At 69.8% G+C, this 20,708-nt stretch carries 20 protein-coding genes; 15 read left to right on the top strand and 5 right to left on the bottom strand.

All coding sequences use genetic code 11. The features are described from left to right. The first annotated feature begins 37 nt into the window (after positions 1–37). The 10 genes from yoaA (at position 38) to MNQ95_RS03205 (ending at position 8,922) form a co-directional block, all read left to right on the top strand. Positions 38–2,080: a DNA repair helicase YoaA gene (yoaA, locus tag MNQ95_RS03250; RefSeq protein WP_241953790.1), complete on the top strand. Its 2,043-nt coding sequence runs from the start codon at positions 38–40 to the stop codon at positions 2,078–2,080. A gap of 183 nt (positions 2,081–2,263) precedes the next feature. After that, on the top strand, positions 2,264–2,974 hold the full coding sequence (gene tsaB, locus MNQ95_RS03245; protein WP_241953789.1) for a tRNA (adenosine(37)-N6)-threonylcarbamoyltransferase complex dimerization subunit type 1 TsaB: 711 nt from the start codon (positions 2,264–2,266) through the stop codon (positions 2,972–2,974). Positions 2,975–3,196: 222 nt separating this feature from the next. Continuing rightward, entirely contained in the window at positions 3,197–3,577 is a 381-nt protein-coding gene (locus tag MNQ95_RS03240) for a diacylglycerol kinase (protein ID WP_162409517.1), read from the top strand. Positions 3,578–3,619: 42 nt separating this feature from the next. After that, on the top strand, positions 3,620–4,369 hold the full coding sequence (locus MNQ95_RS03235; RefSeq protein ID WP_162409515.1) for a TerC family protein: 750 nt from the start codon (positions 3,620–3,622) through the stop codon (positions 4,367–4,369). A gap of 139 nt (positions 4,370–4,508) precedes the next feature. Continuing rightward, positions 4,509–5,162 carry a LemA family protein gene (locus MNQ95_RS03230; RefSeq protein ID WP_241953788.1) on the top strand — a complete coding sequence of 218 codons (654 nt, stop codon included), beginning with the start codon at positions 4,509–4,511 and terminating at the stop codon, positions 5,160–5,162. A gap of 13 nt (positions 5,163–5,175) precedes the next feature. Beyond that, positions 5,176–6,093, top strand: a complete 918-nt coding sequence (locus tag MNQ95_RS03225) for a TPM domain-containing protein (protein ID WP_241953787.1) — start codon at positions 5,176–5,178, stop codon at positions 6,091–6,093. Further along, on the top strand, positions 6,093–6,578 hold the full coding sequence (locus MNQ95_RS03220) for a TPM domain-containing protein (RefSeq protein WP_241953786.1): 486 nt from the start codon (positions 6,093–6,095) through the stop codon (positions 6,576–6,578). Before MNQ95_RS03225 ends, MNQ95_RS03220 begins: the two co-directional genes overlap by 1 nt. A 159-nt stretch (positions 6,579–6,737) precedes the next feature. Beyond that, positions 6,738–7,628, top strand: coding sequence for a prolipoprotein diacylglyceryl transferase (gene lgt / locus MNQ95_RS03215; protein ID WP_241953785.1), 891 nt, complete (start codon positions 6,738–6,740; stop codon positions 7,626–7,628). Next, a complete protein-coding gene (locus MNQ95_RS03210) occupies positions 7,625–8,419 on the top strand; it encodes a thymidylate synthase (protein WP_241953784.1) in 795 nt (264 codons plus the stop codon). Before lgt ends, MNQ95_RS03210 begins: the two co-directional genes overlap by 4 nt. 5 nt (positions 8,420–8,424) lie before the next feature. Further along, entirely contained in the window at positions 8,425–8,922 is a 498-nt protein-coding gene (locus MNQ95_RS03205) for a dihydrofolate reductase (RefSeq protein WP_241953783.1), read from the top strand. A 59-nt stretch (positions 8,923–8,981) separates the two neighbouring features. Here MNQ95_RS03205 and MNQ95_RS03200 read toward each other — a convergent pair whose 3' ends face one another. The 5 genes from MNQ95_RS03200 to MNQ95_RS03180 all read right to left on the bottom strand — a co-directional run bounded on the left by MNQ95_RS03200 (position 8,982) and on the right by MNQ95_RS03180 (position 14,556). Further along, positions 8,982–9,833 (bottom strand): symmetrical bis(5'-nucleosyl)-tetraphosphatase, encoded by an 852-nt coding sequence (locus MNQ95_RS03200; protein ID WP_241953782.1) that lies wholly within the window; start codon positions 9,831–9,833, stop codon positions 8,982–8,984. Positions 9,834–9,843: 10 nt separating this feature from the next. Beyond that, positions 9,844–10,227, bottom strand: a complete 384-nt coding sequence (gene apaG / locus MNQ95_RS03195) for a Co2+/Mg2+ efflux protein ApaG (protein WP_162411553.1) — start codon at positions 10,225–10,227, stop codon at positions 9,844–9,846. 330 nt (positions 10,228–10,557) lie between these two features. After that, the gene (gene rsmA, locus MNQ95_RS03190; protein ID WP_241953781.1) at positions 10,558–11,340 is read right to left on the bottom strand and encodes a 16S rRNA (adenine(1518)-N(6)/adenine(1519)-N(6))-dimethyltransferase RsmA; all 783 of its coding nucleotides are present in this window, start codon (positions 11,338–11,340) and stop codon (positions 10,558–10,560) included. A 167-nt stretch (positions 11,341–11,507) separates the two neighbouring features. After that, entirely contained in the window at positions 11,508–12,908 is a 1,401-nt protein-coding gene (locus MNQ95_RS03185) for a sigma-54-dependent transcriptional regulator (RefSeq protein WP_241953780.1), read from the bottom strand. A gap of 49 nt (positions 12,909–12,957) precedes the next feature. After that, complete coding sequence (locus MNQ95_RS03180; RefSeq protein ID WP_241953779.1) at positions 12,958–14,556, bottom strand: sensor histidine kinase; 1,599 nt, start codon at positions 14,554–14,556, stop codon at positions 12,958–12,960. 232 nt (positions 14,557–14,788) lie between these two features. On the opposite strand from MNQ95_RS03180, the gene sucC reads away from it, so the two are divergent. The 5 genes from sucC to MNQ95_RS03155 all read left to right on the top strand — a co-directional run bounded on the left by sucC (position 14,789) and on the right by MNQ95_RS03155 (position 20,463). Further along, complete coding sequence (gene sucC / locus MNQ95_RS03175; protein ID WP_162411557.1) at positions 14,789–15,952, top strand: ADP-forming succinate--CoA ligase subunit beta; 1,164 nt, start codon at positions 14,789–14,791, stop codon at positions 15,950–15,952. Between the two features lie 85 nt (positions 15,953–16,037). Continuing rightward, positions 16,038–16,913, top strand: a complete 876-nt coding sequence (gene sucD, locus MNQ95_RS03170) for a succinate--CoA ligase subunit alpha (protein WP_162411558.1) — start codon at positions 16,038–16,040, stop codon at positions 16,911–16,913. Positions 16,914–17,552: 639 nt separating this feature from the next. After that, a complete protein-coding gene (locus tag MNQ95_RS03165) occupies positions 17,553–18,062 on the top strand; it encodes a sigma-70 family RNA polymerase sigma factor (RefSeq protein WP_238390431.1) in 510 nt (169 codons plus the stop codon). Positions 18,063–18,081: 19 nt separating this feature from the next. After that, positions 18,082–18,747 (top strand): serine/threonine protein kinase, encoded by a 666-nt coding sequence (locus MNQ95_RS03160; RefSeq protein ID WP_241953778.1) that lies wholly within the window; start codon positions 18,082–18,084, stop codon positions 18,745–18,747. Positions 18,748–18,825: 78 nt separating this feature from the next. Continuing rightward, positions 18,826–20,463, top strand: coding sequence for an NAD+ synthase (locus MNQ95_RS03155; protein ID WP_241953777.1), 1,638 nt, complete (start codon positions 18,826–18,828; stop codon positions 20,461–20,463). The last annotated feature ends 245 nt before the right edge of the window (positions 20,464–20,708 follow it).

Genomic DNA, 20,708 nt, shown 5'->3' with positions numbered 1-20,708 from the left:
GGTCGTGGCCTGACGCGTGCGCGCCCCGACGCTTTCCATGTCCCGCCTAGCCCATGCCAGCCATGAAGCGCTCAGCGACGGCGGCGCGCTCGCCGAGCGCGTCGACGGCTTCGTCGCGCGCCCCGCGCAGCAGCGCCTGACCGCCGCGGTGGCCGACGCCATCGACCAGCGCGAAGTGCTGCTGGCCGAGGCCGGTACCGGTACCGGCAAGACCTACGCCTACCTCGTGCCTGCGCTGCTCTCCGGACTGAAGACGATCGTCTCCACCGGCACCCGCGCGCTGCAGGACCAGCTCTACCATCGCGACCTGCCGCGCGTGCGCGAAGCGCTGGGCGTGGGCCTGCGCAGCGCGCTGCTCAAGGGCCGCGCCAACTACCTGTGCCTGTACCGCCTGAACCAGGCCAAGGGCGAGGCGCATTTCAGCAGTCCGGAACAGGCCTCGCAGTTCCAGCGCATCGTCGCCTGGGGCGGGCGCACCCGCGCCGGCGACATGGCCGAGCTGGAAGGCTTGGCGGACGATTCGCCGCTGCTGCCGCTGGTCACCTCCACGGTCGACAACTGCCTGGGCAGCGAGTGTCCGTTCTACGAGGATTGCTTCGTGGTCCAGGCGCGCCAGCGCGCGCAGGCGGCGGACCTGGTCGTGGTCAACCACCACCTGCTGCTGGCCGACCTGGCGCTGAAACAGGAGGGCTTCGGCGAGATCCTGCCTGGTGCGCAGGCCTTCGTGATCGATGAAGCGCACCAGCTTCCGGAACTGGCCGCGAGCTTCTTCGGCGAAGGTTTCGGCATGCGCCAGATCCAGGAGCTGGGACGCGACTGCCTGGCCGAGTGCAAGCAGACCACCGGCGCGCTGGCCGTGGTGCAGGCCCCGGTGCGTGCACTGGAGCAGGCGTTGCGCGAACTGCGCGCGGCGATGGAGGCGCTGCCGCCGCGCGGTACCCGTTACCGCGCACTGACCCTGCCTGCGGTGGCCGATGGCCTGGACGTGCTGGCCGATGCACTGGGTGCGCTGGAAGATGCGATGACGCCGCTGGCGCCGACTTCGCCCGGCTTCGATGCCTGCGTGGCGCGTGCGCGCGACCTGGGTGAGCGGCTGGAGCGCTGGCGCGACGGCGGCGCGGCGTCGGATGCCTTCGAAGAGGGCGATGCCGGGAGCGAGGCGCTGGTCGAAACCGTCGCCGGCGACGGCGCGGGTGGCGATGGTGGGGTGGATCCGGCGCGGCTGGCCGCGGCGGCCGCGCGCGGCGGCGAGGTGTACTGGTACGAGTTGAGCCCGCGCGGCTTCCGCTGCCAGCGCACGCCGCTGGACGTTTCTGCCCCCCTGCGCGCGCACCGGGAGAGTTCGCGCGCGGCCTGGATATTCACTTCGGCCACGCTGGCAGTCGGCGGGGGCTTCAACCACGTCGGCCGCAAGCTCGGCCTGTTCGACCCGGACACGCTGCTCGAGCCCAGCCCGTTCGACTGGCCCCGGCAGGCGTTGTGCTACCTGCCGCGCAACCTGCCCGAGCCCAATACGCGCACCTTTGGTGCGGCCATGCTGGAAGCCGTGCGTCCGGTGCTGGACGCTTCCAACGGTCGCGCCTTCCTCCTGTTCGCCTCGCACCGGGCCTTGCGCGAAGCGGCGCAGGCGCTGCGCGGCGCGCCGTGGCCGCTGTTCGTGCAGGGCGAATCGCCCAAGGCCGAGCTGCTGCGTCGCTTCCGCGAATCGGGGAACGGTGTGCTGCTCGGTTCGGCCACGTTCCGCGAGGGCGTGGACGTGGCCGGCGACGCGCTGAGCGTGGTGGTGATCGACAAACTGCCGTTCGCCGCGCCGGACGATCCGGTGTTCGAGGCGCGGCTGGACGCGGTGCGCCGCCGCGGCGGCAATCCGTTCCGCGACGAGCAGCTGCCGCAGGCGGTGATCGCGCTCAAGCAGGGAGTCGGCCGGCTGATCCGCACCGAGTCCGACCGCGGCGTGCTGGTGCTGTGCGACCCGCGCCTGACCGGCAAGCCCTACGGCCGGGTGTTCATGGAGTCGCTGCCGTCGTTCACGGTCACCCGCAGGATCGAGGACGTGCAGGCGTTCTTCGCCCGGGCGTAGGAGCGGGCATGACCGCGACACCGGGGCGGCCGGCACAGCGAGGCCGCGTGATTGCGATGGCGTCGGTGTCGCGGTCATGCCCGCTCCTACGGGCAAGGCGAGCCCTCGGCCGGGGATGGCGCAGGTCCGCATGCCGGTGATCGTTTACCCTTTCCGGCCAGTCCCGACCGCTCCCTGCCGCCGATGAAGCTGCTCGCCTTCGAAACCGCCACCGAAGCCTGTTCGGTCGCGCTCTACCTGGACGGCCAGGTGCGCGAGCGTTTCGAGATCGCGCCGCGCCGCCATGCGGAACTGGCCCTGCCCTGGGCGGATGCCTTGCTGGCCGAGGCCGGCGTGGCGCGCACGCAACTGGATGCGATCGCGGTCGGCCGCGGACCCGGTGCATTCACCGGCGTGCGCCTGGCGATCGCGTTGGCCCAGGGCGTCGCCCTGGCCCTGGACCGGCCGGTGATGCCGGTCTCGACGCTTGCCGTCCTGGCCGCGGGAGCGGCCGTGGCGGGACCGGCGCGCATCCTCGCCACGATCGATGCGCGCATGGGCGAGGTGTATGCGGGCGCTTTCCTGCGTGAGGGTGATGGCCTGGCCGCGCTCGACGTGGAACGCGTGCTGGCTCCCGGTGCAGTCGAGCTGCCGGCCGATGACGGGGGCGAATGGCAGGGCGTGGGCACGGGTTTTGCGGCGGCCGACGGCCTGCTCGCGCAGCGCCTGGAGTCGCGCCTGGCCGCGGTGGACGCAGCCGCGTTGCCGCGGGCGGCGAACCTGGCCCGGCTTGCCGCCGCTGCCTTCGCCCGTGGCGAAGCGGTCGCCGCCGAGCGGGCCGAGCCGGCCTACCTGCGCGACAACGTCGCCCTGACCCTGGTCGAGCAGCAGGCGCTGCGCGCGTCCCGTCGCTAGACGGCGCGCAGCTCGCGCCGCGTACCGGTTCGGCAGCGCCATGGCGCGTTTTCCGGTCCATTTGTCCGTTCGTGGGGCAGGTTTTCGGGGGTCGGACCGGCTCCTGTGGCAAAATTGCCGGCCCGAGGTTGTCCAACGCCGCAATGTCGCCCTGTCCTGCACCGTCCCCGATGCCCCGCGCCCGGCCCTGCCGCGCGCCTTCGGCCGTGGACGCCTGAACCCGTGGCCGACGAAACCGGGCACCTGCCCCGACGCCCCGGACGCATCCTCAAGGCGACCCAGTGGTCGATCCAGGGACTGCGTGCGGCGTGGATGCACGAGTCCTCGTTCCGCCTCGAGGTCTACCTGTTCGTGATCCTCGCGCCGCTGGCCCTGTGGCTGGGTGCGAACGGGCTCGAGCGGGCGGTGCTGGTCGGCTCGATGGTGGTGGTGCTGTCGGCCGAGCTGCTGAACTCGGCCGTTGAAGCGGTGATCGAGCGCTACGGCCCGGAGCACCACGAACTGGCCGGGCGTGCCAAGGACATGGGTTCGGCGGCCGTGTTCGTGCTGATGATGAACGTGCTGCTGTGCTGGGGCCTGATCCTCGGCCCGCGGCTGCTGTAACCGCTCTGGCTCTCTGAAAACGAACTTAGGAACCGATCCACGATGAATCTCGAATTCCTGGCCGACCCGAACGTCTGGCTGACCCTGGTGACCCTCAGCGCCCTGGAAATCGTCCTGGGCATCGACAACCTGGTGTTCATCTCGATCGCCGTCGGCCGCCTGCCCGAACACCAGCGTGCCTTTGCGCGCAAGTTCGGCATCGCGGTGGCCTGCATCACCCGGATCGCCTTGCTGATCTCGCTGGCATTTCTGGCGCGGATGCAGAGCGACCTGTTCACCCTCTACGGCATGGGCTTCTCGATCCGCGACCTGATCCTGATACTCGGCGGCGCGTTCCTGCTGATCAAGGGCGCGATGGAAATCCGCGAGCTGATCACCGGCGGCCACGACGAGGACCCGCGCACGACCAAGAGCTCGCAGGTGTTCTGGGTGGTGATCGCGCAGATCGCGATCATCGACATCGTGTTCTCGCTGGACTCGGTGATCACCGCCGTGGGCATGGCCCAGCACATCCCGGTGATGGTGTTCGCGATCCTGCTGGCGGTGGCGATCATGCTGCTGGCAGCCAACCCGCTCGGCCGCTTCATCGACGACAACCCGACCATCAAGATGCTGGCGCTGGCCTTCATCCTGCTGATCGGCGTGGTCCTGATCCTGGACGGCTTCGCGATCCACGTGCCCAAGCCGTACATCTACTTCGCCATGGCGTTCTCGGTGCTGGTGGAAACGCTCAACCTGTTCATGCGCCGCAACGCCGTGCGCAAGCACGTGCCGGGCGCCGGCGAGTTCTGAGCCGGTCCCGGCAGCCGCTGCCGGGACGATGTGGACATGGCCGGCCCGGCATCGCTTGCGCGGTGTCCGGGCCGGTGCTGCAATGGCCGCGCGCCGGCTCCCGGCCGGCCCGCGCCATTCCGGACACAGGAGCCGTGCCATGCAAGGAATTCTCCGCAGGTCGATCATCGTCGCGGCCATCGTCGCGCTCACCGTGCTGCTGTCCGGTTGCGGCTACAACGCCATCCAGCAGAAGGACGAGGCGGTCAAGGCCGGCTGGTCCGAGGTCCTGAACCAGTACCAGCGCCGCGCCGACCTGGTGCCCAACCTGGTCAACACGGTCAAGGGCTATGCCGCGCACGAAAGCCAGGTGCTGACCGATGTCACCGAGGCGCGCGCCCGGGTCGGCCAGGTCCAGGTCAATGCCGACGATCCGGCGTCGCTGCAGCAGTTCCAGGCAGCGCAGGGCGAGCTTTCCTCGGCGCTGTCGCGCTTGCTGGTGGTGAGCGAGAACTACCCGACCCTGAAAGCCGACCAGTCCTTCCGCGACCTGCAGGCGCAGCTGGAAGGCACCGAGAACCGGATCACCGTCGCCCGCGGCCGTTACATCGCCACGGTGCAGGACTACAACACCTTCATCCGCTCGTTCCCGCAGCTGATCACCGCCAAGATCTTCGGTCATCGCGAGAAGCCGAACTTCAGCGTCGAGAACGAAGCGCAGATCCAGCGTGCGCCCAGTGTCGACTTCGGCCCGCCTTCGCCTGCCGCACCGTCGGCGCCGCAGCCCCCGCCGCCGCCCGCACCGGGTGGTTGATCCGGCCGCACGGATGATTTCCCGCGCCCTGCGCCTGTGTGGCCTGAGCTTGCTGCTGGCCTGCACGCCGCTGTGGGCGCAGCCGGCCGCGCCGGCGCCGGTGCCGCCGCTGGACGCGCCGGTGGTCGACACGACCGGCACCCTGGACGCCGCCACCGTGCGGCGCCTGGATGCACAGGCGCGCGCCCTGCAGCAGCGCAAGGGCAGCCAGTTGCAGGTCCTGGTGGTGCCGACCACCCAGCCCGACAGCATCGAGCAGTACGCCGTGCGCGTGTTCGAGGCCTGGAAGCTGGGCCGCAAGGGCGTGGACGACGGCGTGCTGCTGCTGGTGGCCAAGGACGATCGCGCGGTCCGGATCGAGACCGGCTACGGCCTGGAAGGCGCGATTCCCGACGCGATCGCCAACCGGGTGATCCAGGAATACCTGGTGCCGAAGTTCCGCCAGGGCGATTTCGGGGGCGGGATCGAGGACGCCACCGCGGTGCTGGTGAAGGTCATCGATGGCGAGCCGTTGCCGGCACCGGTCAGCCGCAACCCACCGTCCGGATCCTCCGGGCGCGGGGCGTGGCTGCCGGCGCTGTTCATCGCCTTCGTCGTCGCCCAGGTGGCGCGCGGCATTTTCGGGAAGTTGCCGCGCCCGGTGCGTGCGCCGCTGGTGGCAGCCGCCTCCGGTGGCGTGGCCTGGTTCGTGTCCTCGCTGCTGCTGACCGGCCTGGCCGGCGGCGTGATCGGCTTGCTGGTCGGCCTTGCCAGCCTCGGCGGTGGTGGCGGGCGCTGGGCAGGCCATGGTGGCGGCGGTAGCTGGGGCGGAGGCGGCTTCGGTGGCTTCGGTGGTGGCGGCCGGGGCGGTGGCGGGTTTGGAGGCGGCGGTGGTGGCTGGTCAGGCGGTGGTGGCATGTCCGGGGGCGGTGGCGCCTCGGGGCGGTGGTGATGCGCTGGCTGCGCCATCTGTTCGCGCCTTCGGCCGCGCGCCAGTTCCCTGCCGCGCGGCTGGAGCGGATCGCGACAGCCATCGCTGCCGGCGAGCGCCTGCACGACGGCGAGGTGGTGTTCGCGGTCGAGGCGGGGTTGCCCTGGCGCGCGCTGGTCGACGGCATGGCGCCGCGCGAGCGCGCCCACGAAGTCTTCGCCCGCCTGCGGGTGTGGGACACCGGCTCCAACAACGGCGTGCTGCTGTACCTGCTGCTGGCCGACCACGCGATCGAGATCGTCGCCGACCGCGGCCTGCACGACAGGGTCGCCGATGCCGAGTGGGAAGCGGTGTGCCATGCCCTCGAGCAGGCAATGGCCGGTGGCGAGGCGCTGGAATCGGCCGTGGTGGCGGGCATCGAGCGGATATCCATCCTGCTGGCCCGGCATTACCCCGCCACCGGTGCCAGCCGCGACGAGCTGCCCGACCGGCCGGTGCTGTTGTAGGGCACCGGCCGCGCCAAGATTCCACGAGGCGGGGACAGTGTTGCGCCGCGCGGCCGTTCCGCGTTGCACGTGCTGCGGCCGGGCGCGAGGGCGGTTGAGCGCGCGCCGCGACGCCGGGCTCGGGCACAATGGGGCCCAGTTCCCCGGAGCCCTCGCGCAATGATCGTCCTGCACCAGATCGATCCGATCGCCCTGTCGCTGGGACCGGTGCGCGTGCACTGGTACGGGATCATGTACCTGCTCGGCTTCGGCATGGCGTGGTGGCTCGGCCAACGGCGGATCCGCGCCGGTCGCCTGCCCGGCGTCGATGGCAACGCCTATTCGGACCTGCTGTTCTACGCGATGCTCGGTGTCGTGCTGGGTGGGCGGCTGGGTTACGTCCTGTTCTACGCGCTGGGCGAGTTCATGAGCGACCCGCTGATGCTGTTCCGCGTGTGGGACGGAGGCATGAGCTTCCACGGCGGCCTGCTCGGCGTGCTGGCCGCGGCCTGGTTCTGGTCACGCAGGCAGAAGCTGCACTTCTTCGACACGATGGATTTCGTCGCGCCCCTGGTGCCCCCGGGCCTGGGCTTCGGCCGGCTCGGCAACTACATCGGCGGCGAGTTGTGGGGCAAGTACACCGAGGCCGGCTGGGGCGTGGTGTTCCCGACCGGCCTGCCCGAGCAGTACCGCGGGCTGGACCCGGCGGCCTTGCAGGCACAGTTCGATGCCGGCGCGCTCGACGCGTTCGCGCGCCATCCCTCCCAGCTCTACCAGGCCGTCCTCGAGGGACTGGTGATGTTCTGCGTGCTGTGGTGGTTCTCCGCCAGGCCGCGGCCGCGCTACGCGGTGGCCGGCATGTTCGCGCTGCTCTATGGCGTGTTCCGTTTCGCCGTGGAGTTCGTGCGCATGCCCGACGCGCAGCTGGGCTACCTGGCGTTCGGCTGGCTGACCATGGGCCAGGTGCTGAGCCTGCCGCTGGTCGCGCTGGGCCTTTACCTGTTGTGGCGGTCGCATAACGCGCCGGTGCTGCAGCCCTTGCCCGCCACGGCACGGGAGGCCGCCAAATGAAGCAGTACCTCGACCTGCTCGGTCATGTGCTCGAACACGGCACGGAGAAGGCCGACCGCACCGGCACCGGCACGCGCAGCGTGTTCGGCTGGCAGATGCGCTTCGACCTGGCCGAAGGCTTCCCGCTGGTCACCACCAAGAAGCTGCACCTGCGCTCGATCATCCACGAGCTGCTGTGGTTCCTGAAGGGCGAGACCAACGTCGCCTACCTGAGGGACAACAAGGTCAGCATCTGGGACGAGTGGGCCGACGACGATGGCGAACTGGGTCCGGTCTACGGCAAGCAGTGGCGGCGCTGGACCGGCAGCGACGGCCGCGAGATCGACCAAATCCGCTGGGTGGTCGACGAGATCCGGCGCAACCCCGATTCGCGCCGGCTGATCGTCAGCGCCTGGAACGTGGCCGACCTGCCGAAGATGGCGCTGATGCCGTGCCACACGATGTTCCAGTTCTATGTCGCCGACGGGCGCCTGAGCTGCCAGCTGTACCAGCGCAGCGGCGACATCTTCCTCGGCGTGCCGTTCAACATCGCCAGCTACGCGCTGCTGACCCACATGGTGGCGCAGGCGACGGGCCTGGAGGTCGGCGACTTCGTGCATACGCTGGGCGACGCCCACCTGTATTCGAACCATTACGAGCAGGCGCGCGAGCAGCTGTCGCGCACGCCGCGCGCGCTGCCGACACTGCGGCTCGATCCCGCGGTGAAGGACCTGTTCGACTTCACCTTCGAGGACATCGCGATCGAAGGCTACGAGCCGTTGCCGGCGATCAAGGCGCCGGTGGCGGTCTAGGCGCGATGAAGGTTTCGCTGGTCGCGGCGCTGGACCGCAACCGCGGCATCGGTCGTGGCAACGACCTGCCGTGGCGATTGCCGGACGACCTGAAGCGGTTCAAGGCGTTGACCCTGGGCAAGCCGGTCCTGATGGGCCGCAGGACCGCCGAATCGCTCGGTCGGGCACTGCCCGGGCGCACGAACCTGGTCTTGACCCGCGGCGGATCGGTACCGTTCGACGGCATGGTTGCGGTGGCCTCGATCGAGGAGGCGATCTCGCTGGCGCAGGACGAAGGCGCGCAGGAGCTGTGCGTGATCGGTGGCGGCGAGGTCTATGCGCTGGCCCTGCCGCGCGCGGACGTGCTGCACCTGACCGAGGTCGACACGGTGGTCGCCGATGCGGACACGTTCTTCCCGGCCTGGGACCCTGCCCAATGGCAGGCGCTGGCGCGCGAACCGCATCCTGCCGATGCGAAGCATGCCCACGCCTTCCAGTTCGTCGACTACGCACGCGCGAGCTGAGGTCCGACCCGCAAAGCCCGGGCAGGGCGCTCCCTGTGGGGGCGGCATCGCCGCCGGCCTTATTCCCGGCGCAGGTGCGGCGGCAGTGCCTGCACGTCGCGACCCGGCACCTGGACGACGCGCAGTTCCTCGCTGTCCAGCTGCAGCGCGGTGAGCTTGCCGCCCCAGACCGCGCCGGTGTCGATGGCGTGGATGCCCTGGGTGAGGGTCAGACCCAGCGTGGACCAGTGGCCGCAGACGATCTTCAGGTCGCGCTCGACGCGGCCCGGCGCCTCGTACCAGGGATACAGGCCGGCGGCCTGGGTGCCGGGCGGACCCTTCTCCTCGATCGCGATGCGTCCGCGCGGGGTGCAGTAGCGCGCACGGGTGAACCAGTTGATCGTCGCGCGCCAGCGATCGTGCCCGCGCAGGCCCGACGACCAGTTCGGACGATCGCCGTACATGTTGCGGAGCAGGCCGCGGTAGCCGTCGCCGCGCAGTTGCTGCTCGATCTCGCCGGCGTACTGCTCGGCGTGCTGCGTGGTCCACTGCGGGGCGAGGCCGGCATGGACCATCATCCAGCCCAGTGCGCGGTCGGCATGCACGAGTTTCTGCCGTCGCAGCCAGCCCAGCAGTTCGCCGCTGTCCTCGGCCAGCACCACGCGCTGCAGGTCCGGATTGACCTTGCGCTTCTCGGCCGGCGGACGTTCGCCGATGGCCAGCAGCGAAAGGTCATGGTTGCCCAGCACCACCACGCTACGCTCGCGCAGCGAATGGACCAGGCGCAGGGTTTCCAGCGACTGTCCGCCGCGATTGACCAGGTCGCCGCAGAACCAGAGCGTGTCGGCGGACGGATCGAAGCGGATCCGTTCGAGCAGGCGCTGCGTGGCGTCGTAGCACCCCTGCAGGTCGCCGATGGCCCAGGTGCTCATCGCGGCGGCCTCAGTGGAGCGTCCGCGGTACGGTCAGCAGGAACGGGGCGATGGGTGCATCGAAGCGGGTGCCGTCGGCAGCCAGCAATTCATAGCTTCCCTGCATCGCGCCGTCGCCGGTCTCCAGCACCACGCCGGAGGTGTATTCGAAATCCTCGCCCGGCTCCAGCCAGGGCTGCTCGCCGACCACGCCGTCGCCATGCACTTCCTCGATGCGGCCGTTGCCGTCGGTGATGTGCCAGTGGCGCGCCAGCAGGCGCGCGGCGACTCGGCCGCTGTTGCGGATGCGGATGGTGTAGGCGAACACGTAGCGTCCGGAGTCGGGCTCGGACTGGTCCGCGAGGAAGCGCGGCTCCACTTCCACGTCGATCGCGTAGGGCTTCGAATACTGCATGCGGACAGTTTAAGCAAAAAGCGCGTGATGGCCGAGGGGAAGGATCCGCGGCTGCGATACGGGCCCTCCGGGACGCGTGTTTCCAGGGGTTCGCGCAACGGGTCGTGGCCCGCGATACGACCTGGCTGGGTTCCCGGGTCGTGCATGTACGGTGCAGGCGCCGCCATCTGCGGCACCTGTATGCCGATTCCATGGTGGCAGCGCTTTTGTAGGAGCTGACTTCAGGCTGCGACACCGACGCCCTGGGCTCGGGCGACGGCGTCCTGATTCCGAGGGCGTCTGATGTCAGCTCCTACAGGGGCAGGGTGGAGCGGACGGACCTGCGAGGGGTTACGCGCCCTTTGCGTTGGCCAGGCGAACGAACGCCGCGACCTCGATCTGCTCGGCACGCGCATCGGGACTGACGCCGGCGGCCTCGAACTGGGCGGCGTCGCAAACGCCGTTCAACGCGTTGCGCAGGGTCTTGCGGCGCTGGCCGAACGCGGCGCGCACCACGTCGGCGAAGCGCTTGCGATCCTCGATGCCGACCGTGGCCGGGTCGCGCGGCACCAGTCGCACCACGGCCGAATCCACCTTCGGCGGCGGGCGGAACGCACCCGGCGGCACCACGAACAGGGGCTGCACCTGGCAATACGCCTGCAGCATCACGCTCAGCCGTCCGTAGACCTTGCTGCCGGGCCCGGCGCCCATCCGGTCGACCACCTCCTTCTGCAGCATGAAGACCATGTCGCGGATCGACGCGGCGTGGTCCAGTGCATGGAACAGGATCGGCGAGGAGATGTTGTAGGGCAGGTTGCCGCACAGCTTGAAGGGCGTGCCCGCGGCGAGCGCGGTGAAGTCCACCGACAGTACGTCGCGATGGACGATGGTGAGGTCGCCGACGCCTTCGGCCATCGCGGCCAGCGGGCCCACGAGGTCGCGATCGAATTCGATCACGGTCAGCGCGCCATGGCGGCGCAGCAGGGGCAGGGTGATCGCGCCCTGGCCCGGGCCGATCTCCACCACCCGGTCACCCGGTTTCGGATCCACCGCCTGGACGATGCGCTCGATGTAGACGCGTTCGTGCAGGAAATTCTGGCCGAGGGACTTCTTGGGCTGGTGGCTGCTGCTCATGCGCCATTATCGCCGGCGGGAGCCGGGCCGGGTGCCTTTGCCATTCCGCTTCTCGATTCCCATGGCGGCGCATGCCCGCGGACGCGTCGCCATCGGGCGCATGCCTTGTCCAGGACCGTGTCGAAGCGCCGCAGGCGCCATGCCGCGGGTAACCGGGCCGCCAGGCCTCAGTCCATCCCCAGCTTCTTGAGCTTGTAGCGCAGCGCGCGGAAGGTGATGCCCAGCTGCGCGGCGGTCCGGGTCTTGTTCCAGCGGTTCTCTTCCAGCGCCTTCTGGATCGCGGCGCGCTCGAGCTGTTCGATGTACGAGGGCAGGGCGCCGGTGCCCGGGTCCAGGTCCAGGACCGCTTCGGCCTGCACGGCCTGGGCCGGGTTTGCAGGGTCCGACGGCGAGCCGCTGCGGGTGATGGCCTGTGGCAGGTGCAGGTCGGACGTGTCGATGCTGTCGCCTTCGGCCAGGGCCAGGGCGCGCTCGAGCACGTTCTCCAGCTCGCGCACGTTGCCGGGGAAGGCATAGCCGGCCAGCGCGTCCATCGCCGCGGGGGTGAGTGCGATCGCGTCGCGTCCCTGCCCGGCGGCCAGGCGCTGCAGGATCGCGCTGGCCAGCTGCGGCAGGTCGCCGGTGCGCTCGCGCAAAGGCGGAACGCGCAGCTCGATCACGTTGATGCGGTAGTAGAGGTCGTGGCGGAAGCGGCCGTCGGCGACCAGCTGGCCGAGGTCCTTGTGCGTGGCCGAGAGGATGCGCACGTCCACCGGCACTTCGCCGGCGGCACCGACCGCGCGCACCGACTTCTCCTGGATCGCGCGCAGCAGCTTGACCTGCATCGGCAGGGGCAGCTCGGCGACTTCGTCGAGGAAAAGGGTGCCGCCACTGGCTGCCTGGAACAGGCCCGGCTTGTCGGCATGGGCGCCGGTGAAGCTGCCCTTCTTGTGGCCGAAGAACTCGCTCTCCATCAGCTCGGCCGGGATCGCGCCGCAGTTGACCGGGATGAACGGCCCCGCGCCACGCGCGCCCTGCTCGTGGATGGTGCGGGCGACCAGCTCCTTGCCCACGCCCGACTCGCCCAGGATGTAGACCGGGGCCTGGCTGCGCGCGACCTTGGCGATGGTGGCGCGCAGGGTGGCCATCGCGGTGGACTCGCCGAGCAGGCGGCTGGCCTGCTCGGGCGGGGTTGGCGGCGGCTTGGGCCGCTCGGTGTTGTTCAGTTCCAGCGCATGGCGGACCAGGCCGCGCAGGACGTTGATGTCCACCGGCTTGCTGACGAAGTCGAAGGCGCCGGCTTTCAGCGCCTCCACCGCCAGGTCCATGCTGCCGAAGGCGGTGATCATCGCCACCGGGGTCTGCGGATGGTTGCGCGAGATCTCGCCCACCAGTTCGATGCCGCTGCCGTCGGGCAGGCGCATGTCGGTGAAGCACAGGTCGTAGCGGTTGTTGCCCAGCAGTTCGCGGGCTTCGGAAAGGTTGGCTGCGGTATCGACCCGCAACCCCATGCGACCCAGCGTCAGTACCAGCAATTCGCGGATATCGCGCTCGTCGTCGACGATCAATGCACTGCGGCCAGGGCTCATGCCGGAACGATAGCCGAGTCGGCGATTCGGGCCAAGTCTGGAATGGGCGTCACAAAGACAGGATCGTGTTCGGCCCCTGCAGGGCGACCCGGAAACAGGCGCCGCCACCCGGGACCGGGACGTAGTCCAGGGTCGCCTGGTTGGCCCGGCTCAGCTCCCGGGCGATGTACAGGCCCAGCCCGGTGCCGTGCTCGGAGGTGGTGAAGAACGGCCGGAACAGCTGCGCGATCACGCCCTCGGGGATGCCGGGGCCACGGTCGAGGATGTCGACATAGGCATTGCGCCCGTCCTGGAACACCCGCAGCCGGACCCGGGAGGGCTCGTCCATGATCCGGCCGTACCGGAGCGCGTTGTGCACCAGCGCGGTGAGGATCTGCTGCAGGTGCTTGGGGTCGACCAGCGCCTGCACCGGCTGCGCCGGCACGATCGCTTCCAGGCTGTCGGTCTCGATCGAGAGGGTCTGCCGGTAGTCGTCGACGAAGCGGCGCACGAACCCGCCCAGGTCGATGTTCTCCGGGTTGGCGCGCTCGCGCCGGGCCAGGCCGAGCACGCTCTCGACGATGCCGTTGGTGCGCAGGCACTGCTGGTGGATGATCTGCAGCAGGCGGCGGTCGGCGTCATCCACGTTCCGCGACTCCTCCAGCAGCTGCACCGCGTAGTTGATCGCCGCCAGCGGGTTGCGGATCTCGTGGGCCAGGCTGGCCGAAAACCGGCCCAGCGCGGCCAGGGTCAGCGACTCGGCCCGGCGCGAGACCACGGTCGTGTCGTCCAGGAACACCAGGGTCAGCTCGCTGTCGGCCAGCAGCCGGGCGAAGCGCGGCTGGACCTCGGGCTGGTCCGGGAACAGCTGCAGGGGGGTGTCGTCCACCTGCCAGCCGTTGCGCCAGCGCTGCAGGCGCCGGGACAGCTCGGGCGCCATCTGGTTCAGGCCGCCGCTGCTGGCCTCGCCGCCATCGCCCAGCAGCAGCGAGGCGGCTTCGTTGGCCAGGGTGATGCTGTTGTCCGCGTCGACCACCAGCACGCCAGTGCGCATGCGGCGGATGATCAGTTCGTTGATCTCCACCAGGTTGGCGACCTCGGCGGTGCGCTGCTCGGCCAGCCGCTGGCTGGAGCGGGCGCGGTGGCCGATCTGGTTGCCCAGCCAGGCCAGGGCCAGGTAGCTGGTGACGAACATGGACAGCTCGGCCAGCGAGCGTGGCGGCTCGCCGTCGGCCAGGCTCGACCACAGGTATTCCACCACCAGGGCCAGGCTGGCCAGCGCGGCGATGCTCATGGCGAAGCGCAGCGGCAGCAGCATGGCGGCGGCGGCCACGTTGAACAGCAGCATCATCGCGATGCCGGCCGCGACCGAGGGCAGGGCGTGGGTGATCAGGGTGGCGGCGAGGATGTCGATGCAGGCCCCGCCGAACACCAGCGGCACCAGCCAGCGCTCGTTGCGGCCCAGCAGCAGCAGGGCCACGGCGGCGACCATGTAGAAGACGGCCACGGTGCCGCCGAGGGTGACGTTGCGCGCGTCGCCGATCATTGCGGCGATCGGGCTGAATACCAGCGCCGCCAGGATCGCCGCTTCCAGCACCCGGTACAGGCTGAAGAAGTACAGCTCGCGCCGGGGGATCGACTCGATGCGGTTGATAAGCGAGGCGGCCAAGCAGGGACTCCATGTCGCGCGCGGGCCAGTATAGGGTCGATTCACGCCGCCCCGGCCCGGCGGCGGCGGCGGGGCAGGCCGCCCCGGCGGCCGTTCCGGGCCTGCGGGGGCCGCGTTTTGCACCGCCGCCGCGTTGTCGGCGACAATATCGCCCCCGCCCCGACAGCCCCGGCCTTGTTTGCCCGGACCCGGCACCCGGCCCGGCGGTCGTTCCCCACCCCACTGGTGAAGCATGAATTTCCACGAGTACCAGGCGAAACAACTGTTTGCCGACTACGGCATCCCGGTCCCGGCGGGACGCGTCGCGTCCACTCCGGCTGAAGCGGTAGACGCGGCCAAGTCCCTCGGCAGCGGTCCGTGGATGGTCAAGGCGCAGATCCACGCAGGCGGCCGCGGCAAGGCCGGCGGCGTCAAGTTCTGCAAGACCACCGACGACGTGTTCAACGCGGCCATCGGCATGCTCGGCACCAAGATGGCGACCTACCAGTCCGCCGGCGTGGCGCTGCCGGTGAACCTGGTGCTGGTCACCGAGGCCGGCGAGATCGCCAAGGAACTCTACCTGTCGGTGCTGGTCGACCGCGGCAGCAAGTCGATCACCTACATCGCCTCGTCCGAGGGCGGCGTGGACATCGAGACGGTCGCGGCCGAGACCCCGCACCTGATCCAGACCCTCAACGTGAACTTCGTCGAAGGCCTGCAGCCCTACCAGGCGCGCGACGTCGGCTTCGCCCTGGGCCTGAACGCCAAGCAGGTCGGCCAGCTGGTCAAGATCATGACCGGGCTGTACCGCCTGTTCAACGAGAAGGACCTAGCCCTGGTCGAGCTGAACCCGCTGGCGATCCTGGACAGCGGCGACCTGTACGCGCTGGACGGCAAGATCAATTCCGACGACAACGCCAGCTTCCGCCATGCCGACCTGGTCGCCATGCGCGACAAGAGCCAGGAAGACGAGACCGAGGTGCTGGCCAGCCAGCACGACCTCAACTACGTCACCATGGACGGCAACATCGGCTGCATGGTCAACGGCGCCGGCCTGGCGATGGCGACCATGGACGTGATCAAGCTCAATGGCGGCGAGCCGGCGAACTTCCTCGACGTCGGCGGCGGCGCCACCAAGGAGCGCGTGACCACCGCGTTCAAGCTGATCCTGTCCTCGGACAAGGTCAAGGCGATCTTCGTCAACATCTTCGGCGGCATCGTCCGCTGCGACATGATCGCCGAGGGCATCATCGCCGCGGTCAAGGACGTGGGGGTCAAGATCCCGGTGATCGTGCGCCTGGAAGGCACCAACGTGGAAGAAGGCAAGCAGCTGCTCAAGGACAGCGGCTTGGCCATCATCCCCGCCGACGACATCAACGACGGCGCCAAGAAGTCGGTCGCCGCGGTCGCCGCCTGAACCCATTCCTGCGGCAATCCGCCACCGGTCGCGCCGCGAGCATGCGGCGCGCCGGAAGCGACCCGCGACGAGCAAGGATTAGAAAATGAGCGTCCTCGTTAACAAGAACACGAAGGTGATCGTGCAGGGCTTCACCGGCCAGCAGGGCACCTTCCACGCCGAGCAGATGGTCGAGTACGGGACCAAGGTCGTCGGCGGCGTCACCCCGGGCAAGGGCGGCCAGACCCACATCGGCCTGCCGGTGTTCAACACCGTCGCCGATGCGGTCAAGGCCACCGGCGCCGATGCTTCGGTCATCTACGTGCCGCCGCCGTTCGCGGCCGACGCGATCCTCGAGGCGGCCGCGGCCGGCATCAAGGTCATCGTCTGCATCACCGAGGGCATCCCGGTGCTGGACATGCTGCGCGTGAAGAACGTGCTCAACGGCTACGAGGGCGTGACCCTCATCGGCCCGAACTGCCCCGGCGTGATCACCCCGGGCGAGTGCAAGATCGGCATCATGCCGGGCCACATCCACATGCCGGGCAAGATCGGCATCGTGTCGCGCTCGGGCACGCTGACCTATGAAGCGGTCAAGCAGACCACCGACGTGGGCCTGGGCCAGTCGACCTGCATTGGCATCGGCGGCGACCCGATCAACGGCCTGAACTTCGTCGACTGCCTCAAGCTGTTCAACGAGGACCCGCAGACCGAAGGCATCATCATGGTCGGCGAGATCGGCGGCAGCGCCGAGGAAGAAGGCGCCGAGTACATCAAGCAGTACGTGAAGAAGCCGGTCGTCGGCTTCATCGCCGGTGCTTCGGCCCCTCCGGGCAAGCGCATGGGCCACGCCGGCGCGATCGCGTCGGGCGGCCAGGGCACGGCCGAGGGCAAGTTCGCCGCGATGGAAGCGGCCGGCGTGACCACGGTCCGCTCGCCGGGCGACCTGGGCGCTGCGATCAAGGCCCGCCTGGGCGGCTGATCCACGCGACTGCGCGACACGAAGAAGGCCGCCTCCGGGCGGCCTTCTTTTTTGCTGTCTTGCCAGCGTTATGCAGCAGAAGCGCCGGCTCCGGCCGGGGCCGCCGTCCTGCCGGGGTGTGGCTTACCCCTCGGGCGGACATCCCTGTCCGCACTCGGGCCGTGGCACATCCATGTGCCACTTGCGCCACACCCCGACAGGACGGCGTCCTCGGGGGCGTTGAGGTCGCGGCTTCGATGGAGGTGGCGAGGAGCGGGCAGGCACCGCAACGGCGGGGGAGTGGCCGTGCTGTGGACCCTGTCGCTGGCGTTCGCCGCGGCCTTCGCCATGCGACGGGCTTGCCGCTGATAGGGCATGGGAGCGGGCGGTGGCTTCATGGCGCCGGAGCGGAGCCCCGACCCGTACTGCCGCGGCTCAGCCCGAAGCTGCGCTCTTGCCGCCCTCCGACCCAACGCCGGCGCTCCCGAGCCCGCCGCCGGGCTTTCCGCTGCGCCGCCGGCGCTGTCGAGGCCCGACTCCGGGGCTTTCCACCGCGGCAGGCAGGCAGGGGGGCGTGACAAACCGGCCGGGCCGGCGAATCACCCGTGCATTGGACACAATGACCCACGGAAGCGATCCCGGATGGAACTCGCCACACCCATGACCGAAACCCCGGCCCAGGCGTTCGATGCGCTGCTGCAACGGCATCGTGGCATCGTCCTCAAGATCGCCGGCAGTTATGCGCGCAGCGCCGAGGATCGGGCCGACCTGGCCCAGGAGATCGCGGTGCAGCTGTGGCGGGCGTGGCCTGGCTACGACCCGGCGCGCAGCTTCTCGACCTGGATGTACCGGATCGCGCTCAACACTGCGATCTCGTTCCTGCGCGGGCAGGCCGGTGCCGAGCGCTCGGTGCCGCTGGACGACCATGCCGACACCCTGGCTGGCGGCGCGGCGTTCGATCCGGAAACGCACGAGCGCCTGCGCCTGCTGCAGCGGTTCATGGCTACGCTCGGTCCGCTCGACCGTGCCTTGCTGCTGCTCTACCTGGAGGAACGCAGCGGGCGCGAGATCGCCGAGGTGCTGGGCATCGGCGAGAGCAACGTCACCACCCGCATCGGGCGGATCAAGCAGCGCCTGCGCGACTACGCCGCCGCCTCCTTCCACGACTGATCCCACGACCGGATATCCGATGGACACGACCATGGAACTCGACGAACTGAAGAACGCCTGGCAGGTGCTGGGCCGGCAGCTGGAACGGCAGGAGGCGCTGCAGTGGCAGCTGCTGCGCGAACGCAAGCTCGAGCACGTGCGCCGCGGCCTGCGCCCGCTCGCCTGGGGACAAGGCTTGCAGGCCTTGCTGGGGATCGGCCTGATCGTGCTGGGCGTGGCGTGCTGGACGCGCAACACGGCGGTGCCGGGGCTGTTCTGGACCGGCCTGCTGGTGCATGCCTTCGGCGTGGCGCACGTGGCGCTGGCCGGGATCACCCTGGGAATGATCGGTACGTTCGACTACTCGGCGCCGGTGCTGCGGATCCAGAAGCAGATGGCGCGGCTGCGCGGCATCTACGCGATCAGCGCGAACGTGTGCGGTGCGCCGTGGTGGGTGATGTGGGTGCTGGTGGTGGTCGCCTTCGCCGGCCTGGGCGAGGTGGACCCGGCTGCCGGAACGCCGTTGTGGATCCAGATCAGCCTGGCGCTGGGCGTGGCCGGATGGCTGGGCACGTACGCGTTGTCCTGGATTTCCAGCCGTCGCGCACGGCGTGCGGGGCGCGAGGGCGGCTTCCTCGACGAGAGCGATGCGATCCGCCGCGGCCGCGCGCTGCTGGACGAGATTGCCGAGTTCGAGCGCGACTGATCGCCGCGGCGGCGGGCACGACCACAGTCCGCAACGTCGCGCCGGTATCATGGGCCCATCCCACGAACGGTCGACGTCATGAAGGATTCCCTGCGTATTGCCCTGGCCCAGTTCGATTTCCCGGTCGGCGCGGTCGCGAGCAACGCGGAGCGGATCGGCGCGATGATCGCCGAGGCCCGCGACGAGTTCGGCGCCGACATCGTCCTGTTCCCCGAGCTGGCGATCAGCGGCTATCCGCCCGAGGACCTGCTGCTGCGGCCGTCGTTCCTGGCTGCCTGCGAGGCGGCGGTCCGCGAGGTGGCCAAGGCCGCGACCGGGATCGTGGCGGTCGTTCCCTGGCCCGAATCGGCCGGCAGCGTGCTCTACAACGCCGCCAGCGTGTTGCGCGACGGCCGCATCGAGGCGACGTACCGCAAGCGCGAGCTGCCCAACTACGCGGTGTTCGACGAGCGCCGTTACTTCGAGGTCGACCCCAACGGCGGGTCCTGCGTGTTCGACGTCGAAGGCGTGCCGGTGGGCGTGCTGGTCTGCGAGGACCTGTGGTTTCCCGAGCCGCTGGCCGATACGGTGGCCGCCGGCGCGCAGCTGGTGCTGGTACCCAACGCTTCGCCGTTCGAGCGTGGCAAGCACGCCCAGCGCGACGCGCTGCTGGCCGGGCGCACCCGCGAATCGGGCGCCGCCCTGGCGTATCTCAACCTGGTCGGCGGACAGGACGCGGTCGTGTTCGACGGCGCCTCGGTGGTGGCCGACGGCGACGGCACCGTGCATCCGGCGGCGGCCGCGTTCACCGACCAGTGGCTGGTGGTCGACTACGACGTCGCCTCGCGCCGGTTCATGCCGATGCAGTGGATGGACGATGGCGACGAGAGCATGGATGCGCTGGCCTGGCGCGCGGTGGTGCGCGGCATCCAGGACTACTGCGGCAAGAACGGCTTCTCCAGGGTCTGGCTGGGCCTGTCGGGCGGGATCGATTCGGCGCTGGTGCTGGCGCTGGCGGTCGACGCGCTGGGCGCGGACAACGTCACCGCAGTGCGGCTGCCGTCGCGCTACACCGCCGACCTGTCCAACGACCTGGCCGCCGAGCAGTGCGCCGCGCTCGGGGTGAAGCTGGAAACGGTGGCGATCGAGCCGGCGTTCACCGGCTTCCTGCAGGCGCTGGAAGCGATGTTCGAGGGCCAAGAATCCGGCATCGCCGAGGAGAACCTGCAGTCGCGCAGCCGCGGCGCGATCCTGATGGCGCTGTCCAACAAGTTCGGCGGACTGCTGCTGACCACCGGCAACAAGAGCGAATACGCGGTCGGTTACGCGACCATCTACGGCGACATGTGCGGCGGCTACGCCCCGCTGAAGGACCTGTACAAGACCGAGGTGTTCGGCCTGGCCAAGTGGCGCAACACGGTCGGTGGTGCGCCGGTGATCCCGCCGGCGGTGATCACGCGGCCGCCTTCGGCCGAGCTGCGCGCCAACCAGACCGACCAGGACTCGCTGCCGGCCTACGACGTGCTCGACGGCATCCTCTACCGCTACGTCGACCAGGAACAGTCGCGCGACGAGATCGTCGCCGCCGGCTACGCGGCCGAAGTGGTGGACCGGGTGTTGCGGCTGGTGCGCACCAGCGAATGGAAGCGGCACCAGGCCGCCCCGGGACCGAAGGTGTCGCGACGCGCCTTCGGCCGCGAGCGGCGCTATCCGGTCAGTAATGGCTTCGGGGGCTGATGCCCCCTCGCGCGCGGAATCACACCCCACCCTGCAGCGGCCACTCCGTAGGAGTGGGCGCGACCGCGACACCGAGGGCATCGGAGCCGCGAGGCGTCGCCCGTCCCCCGATCTCGGTGTCGCGGGCTGAACCCCGCTCCTACAACACCCGCGCCGCAGCGGTCGCTATGTAGGAGCGGGCACGACCGCGACACCGAGGACGTCGGAGTTCCGAGGCATTGCCCGTCCCTAACCTCGGTGTCACG

It is taken from the genome of Pseudoxanthomonas daejeonensis, assembly GCF_022637495.1.
Taxonomy (GTDB): domain Bacteria; phylum Pseudomonadota; class Gammaproteobacteria; order Xanthomonadales; family Xanthomonadaceae; genus Pseudoxanthomonas; species Pseudoxanthomonas daejeonensis.
This window is presented reverse-complemented; position numbering and strand designations above follow the sequence as displayed.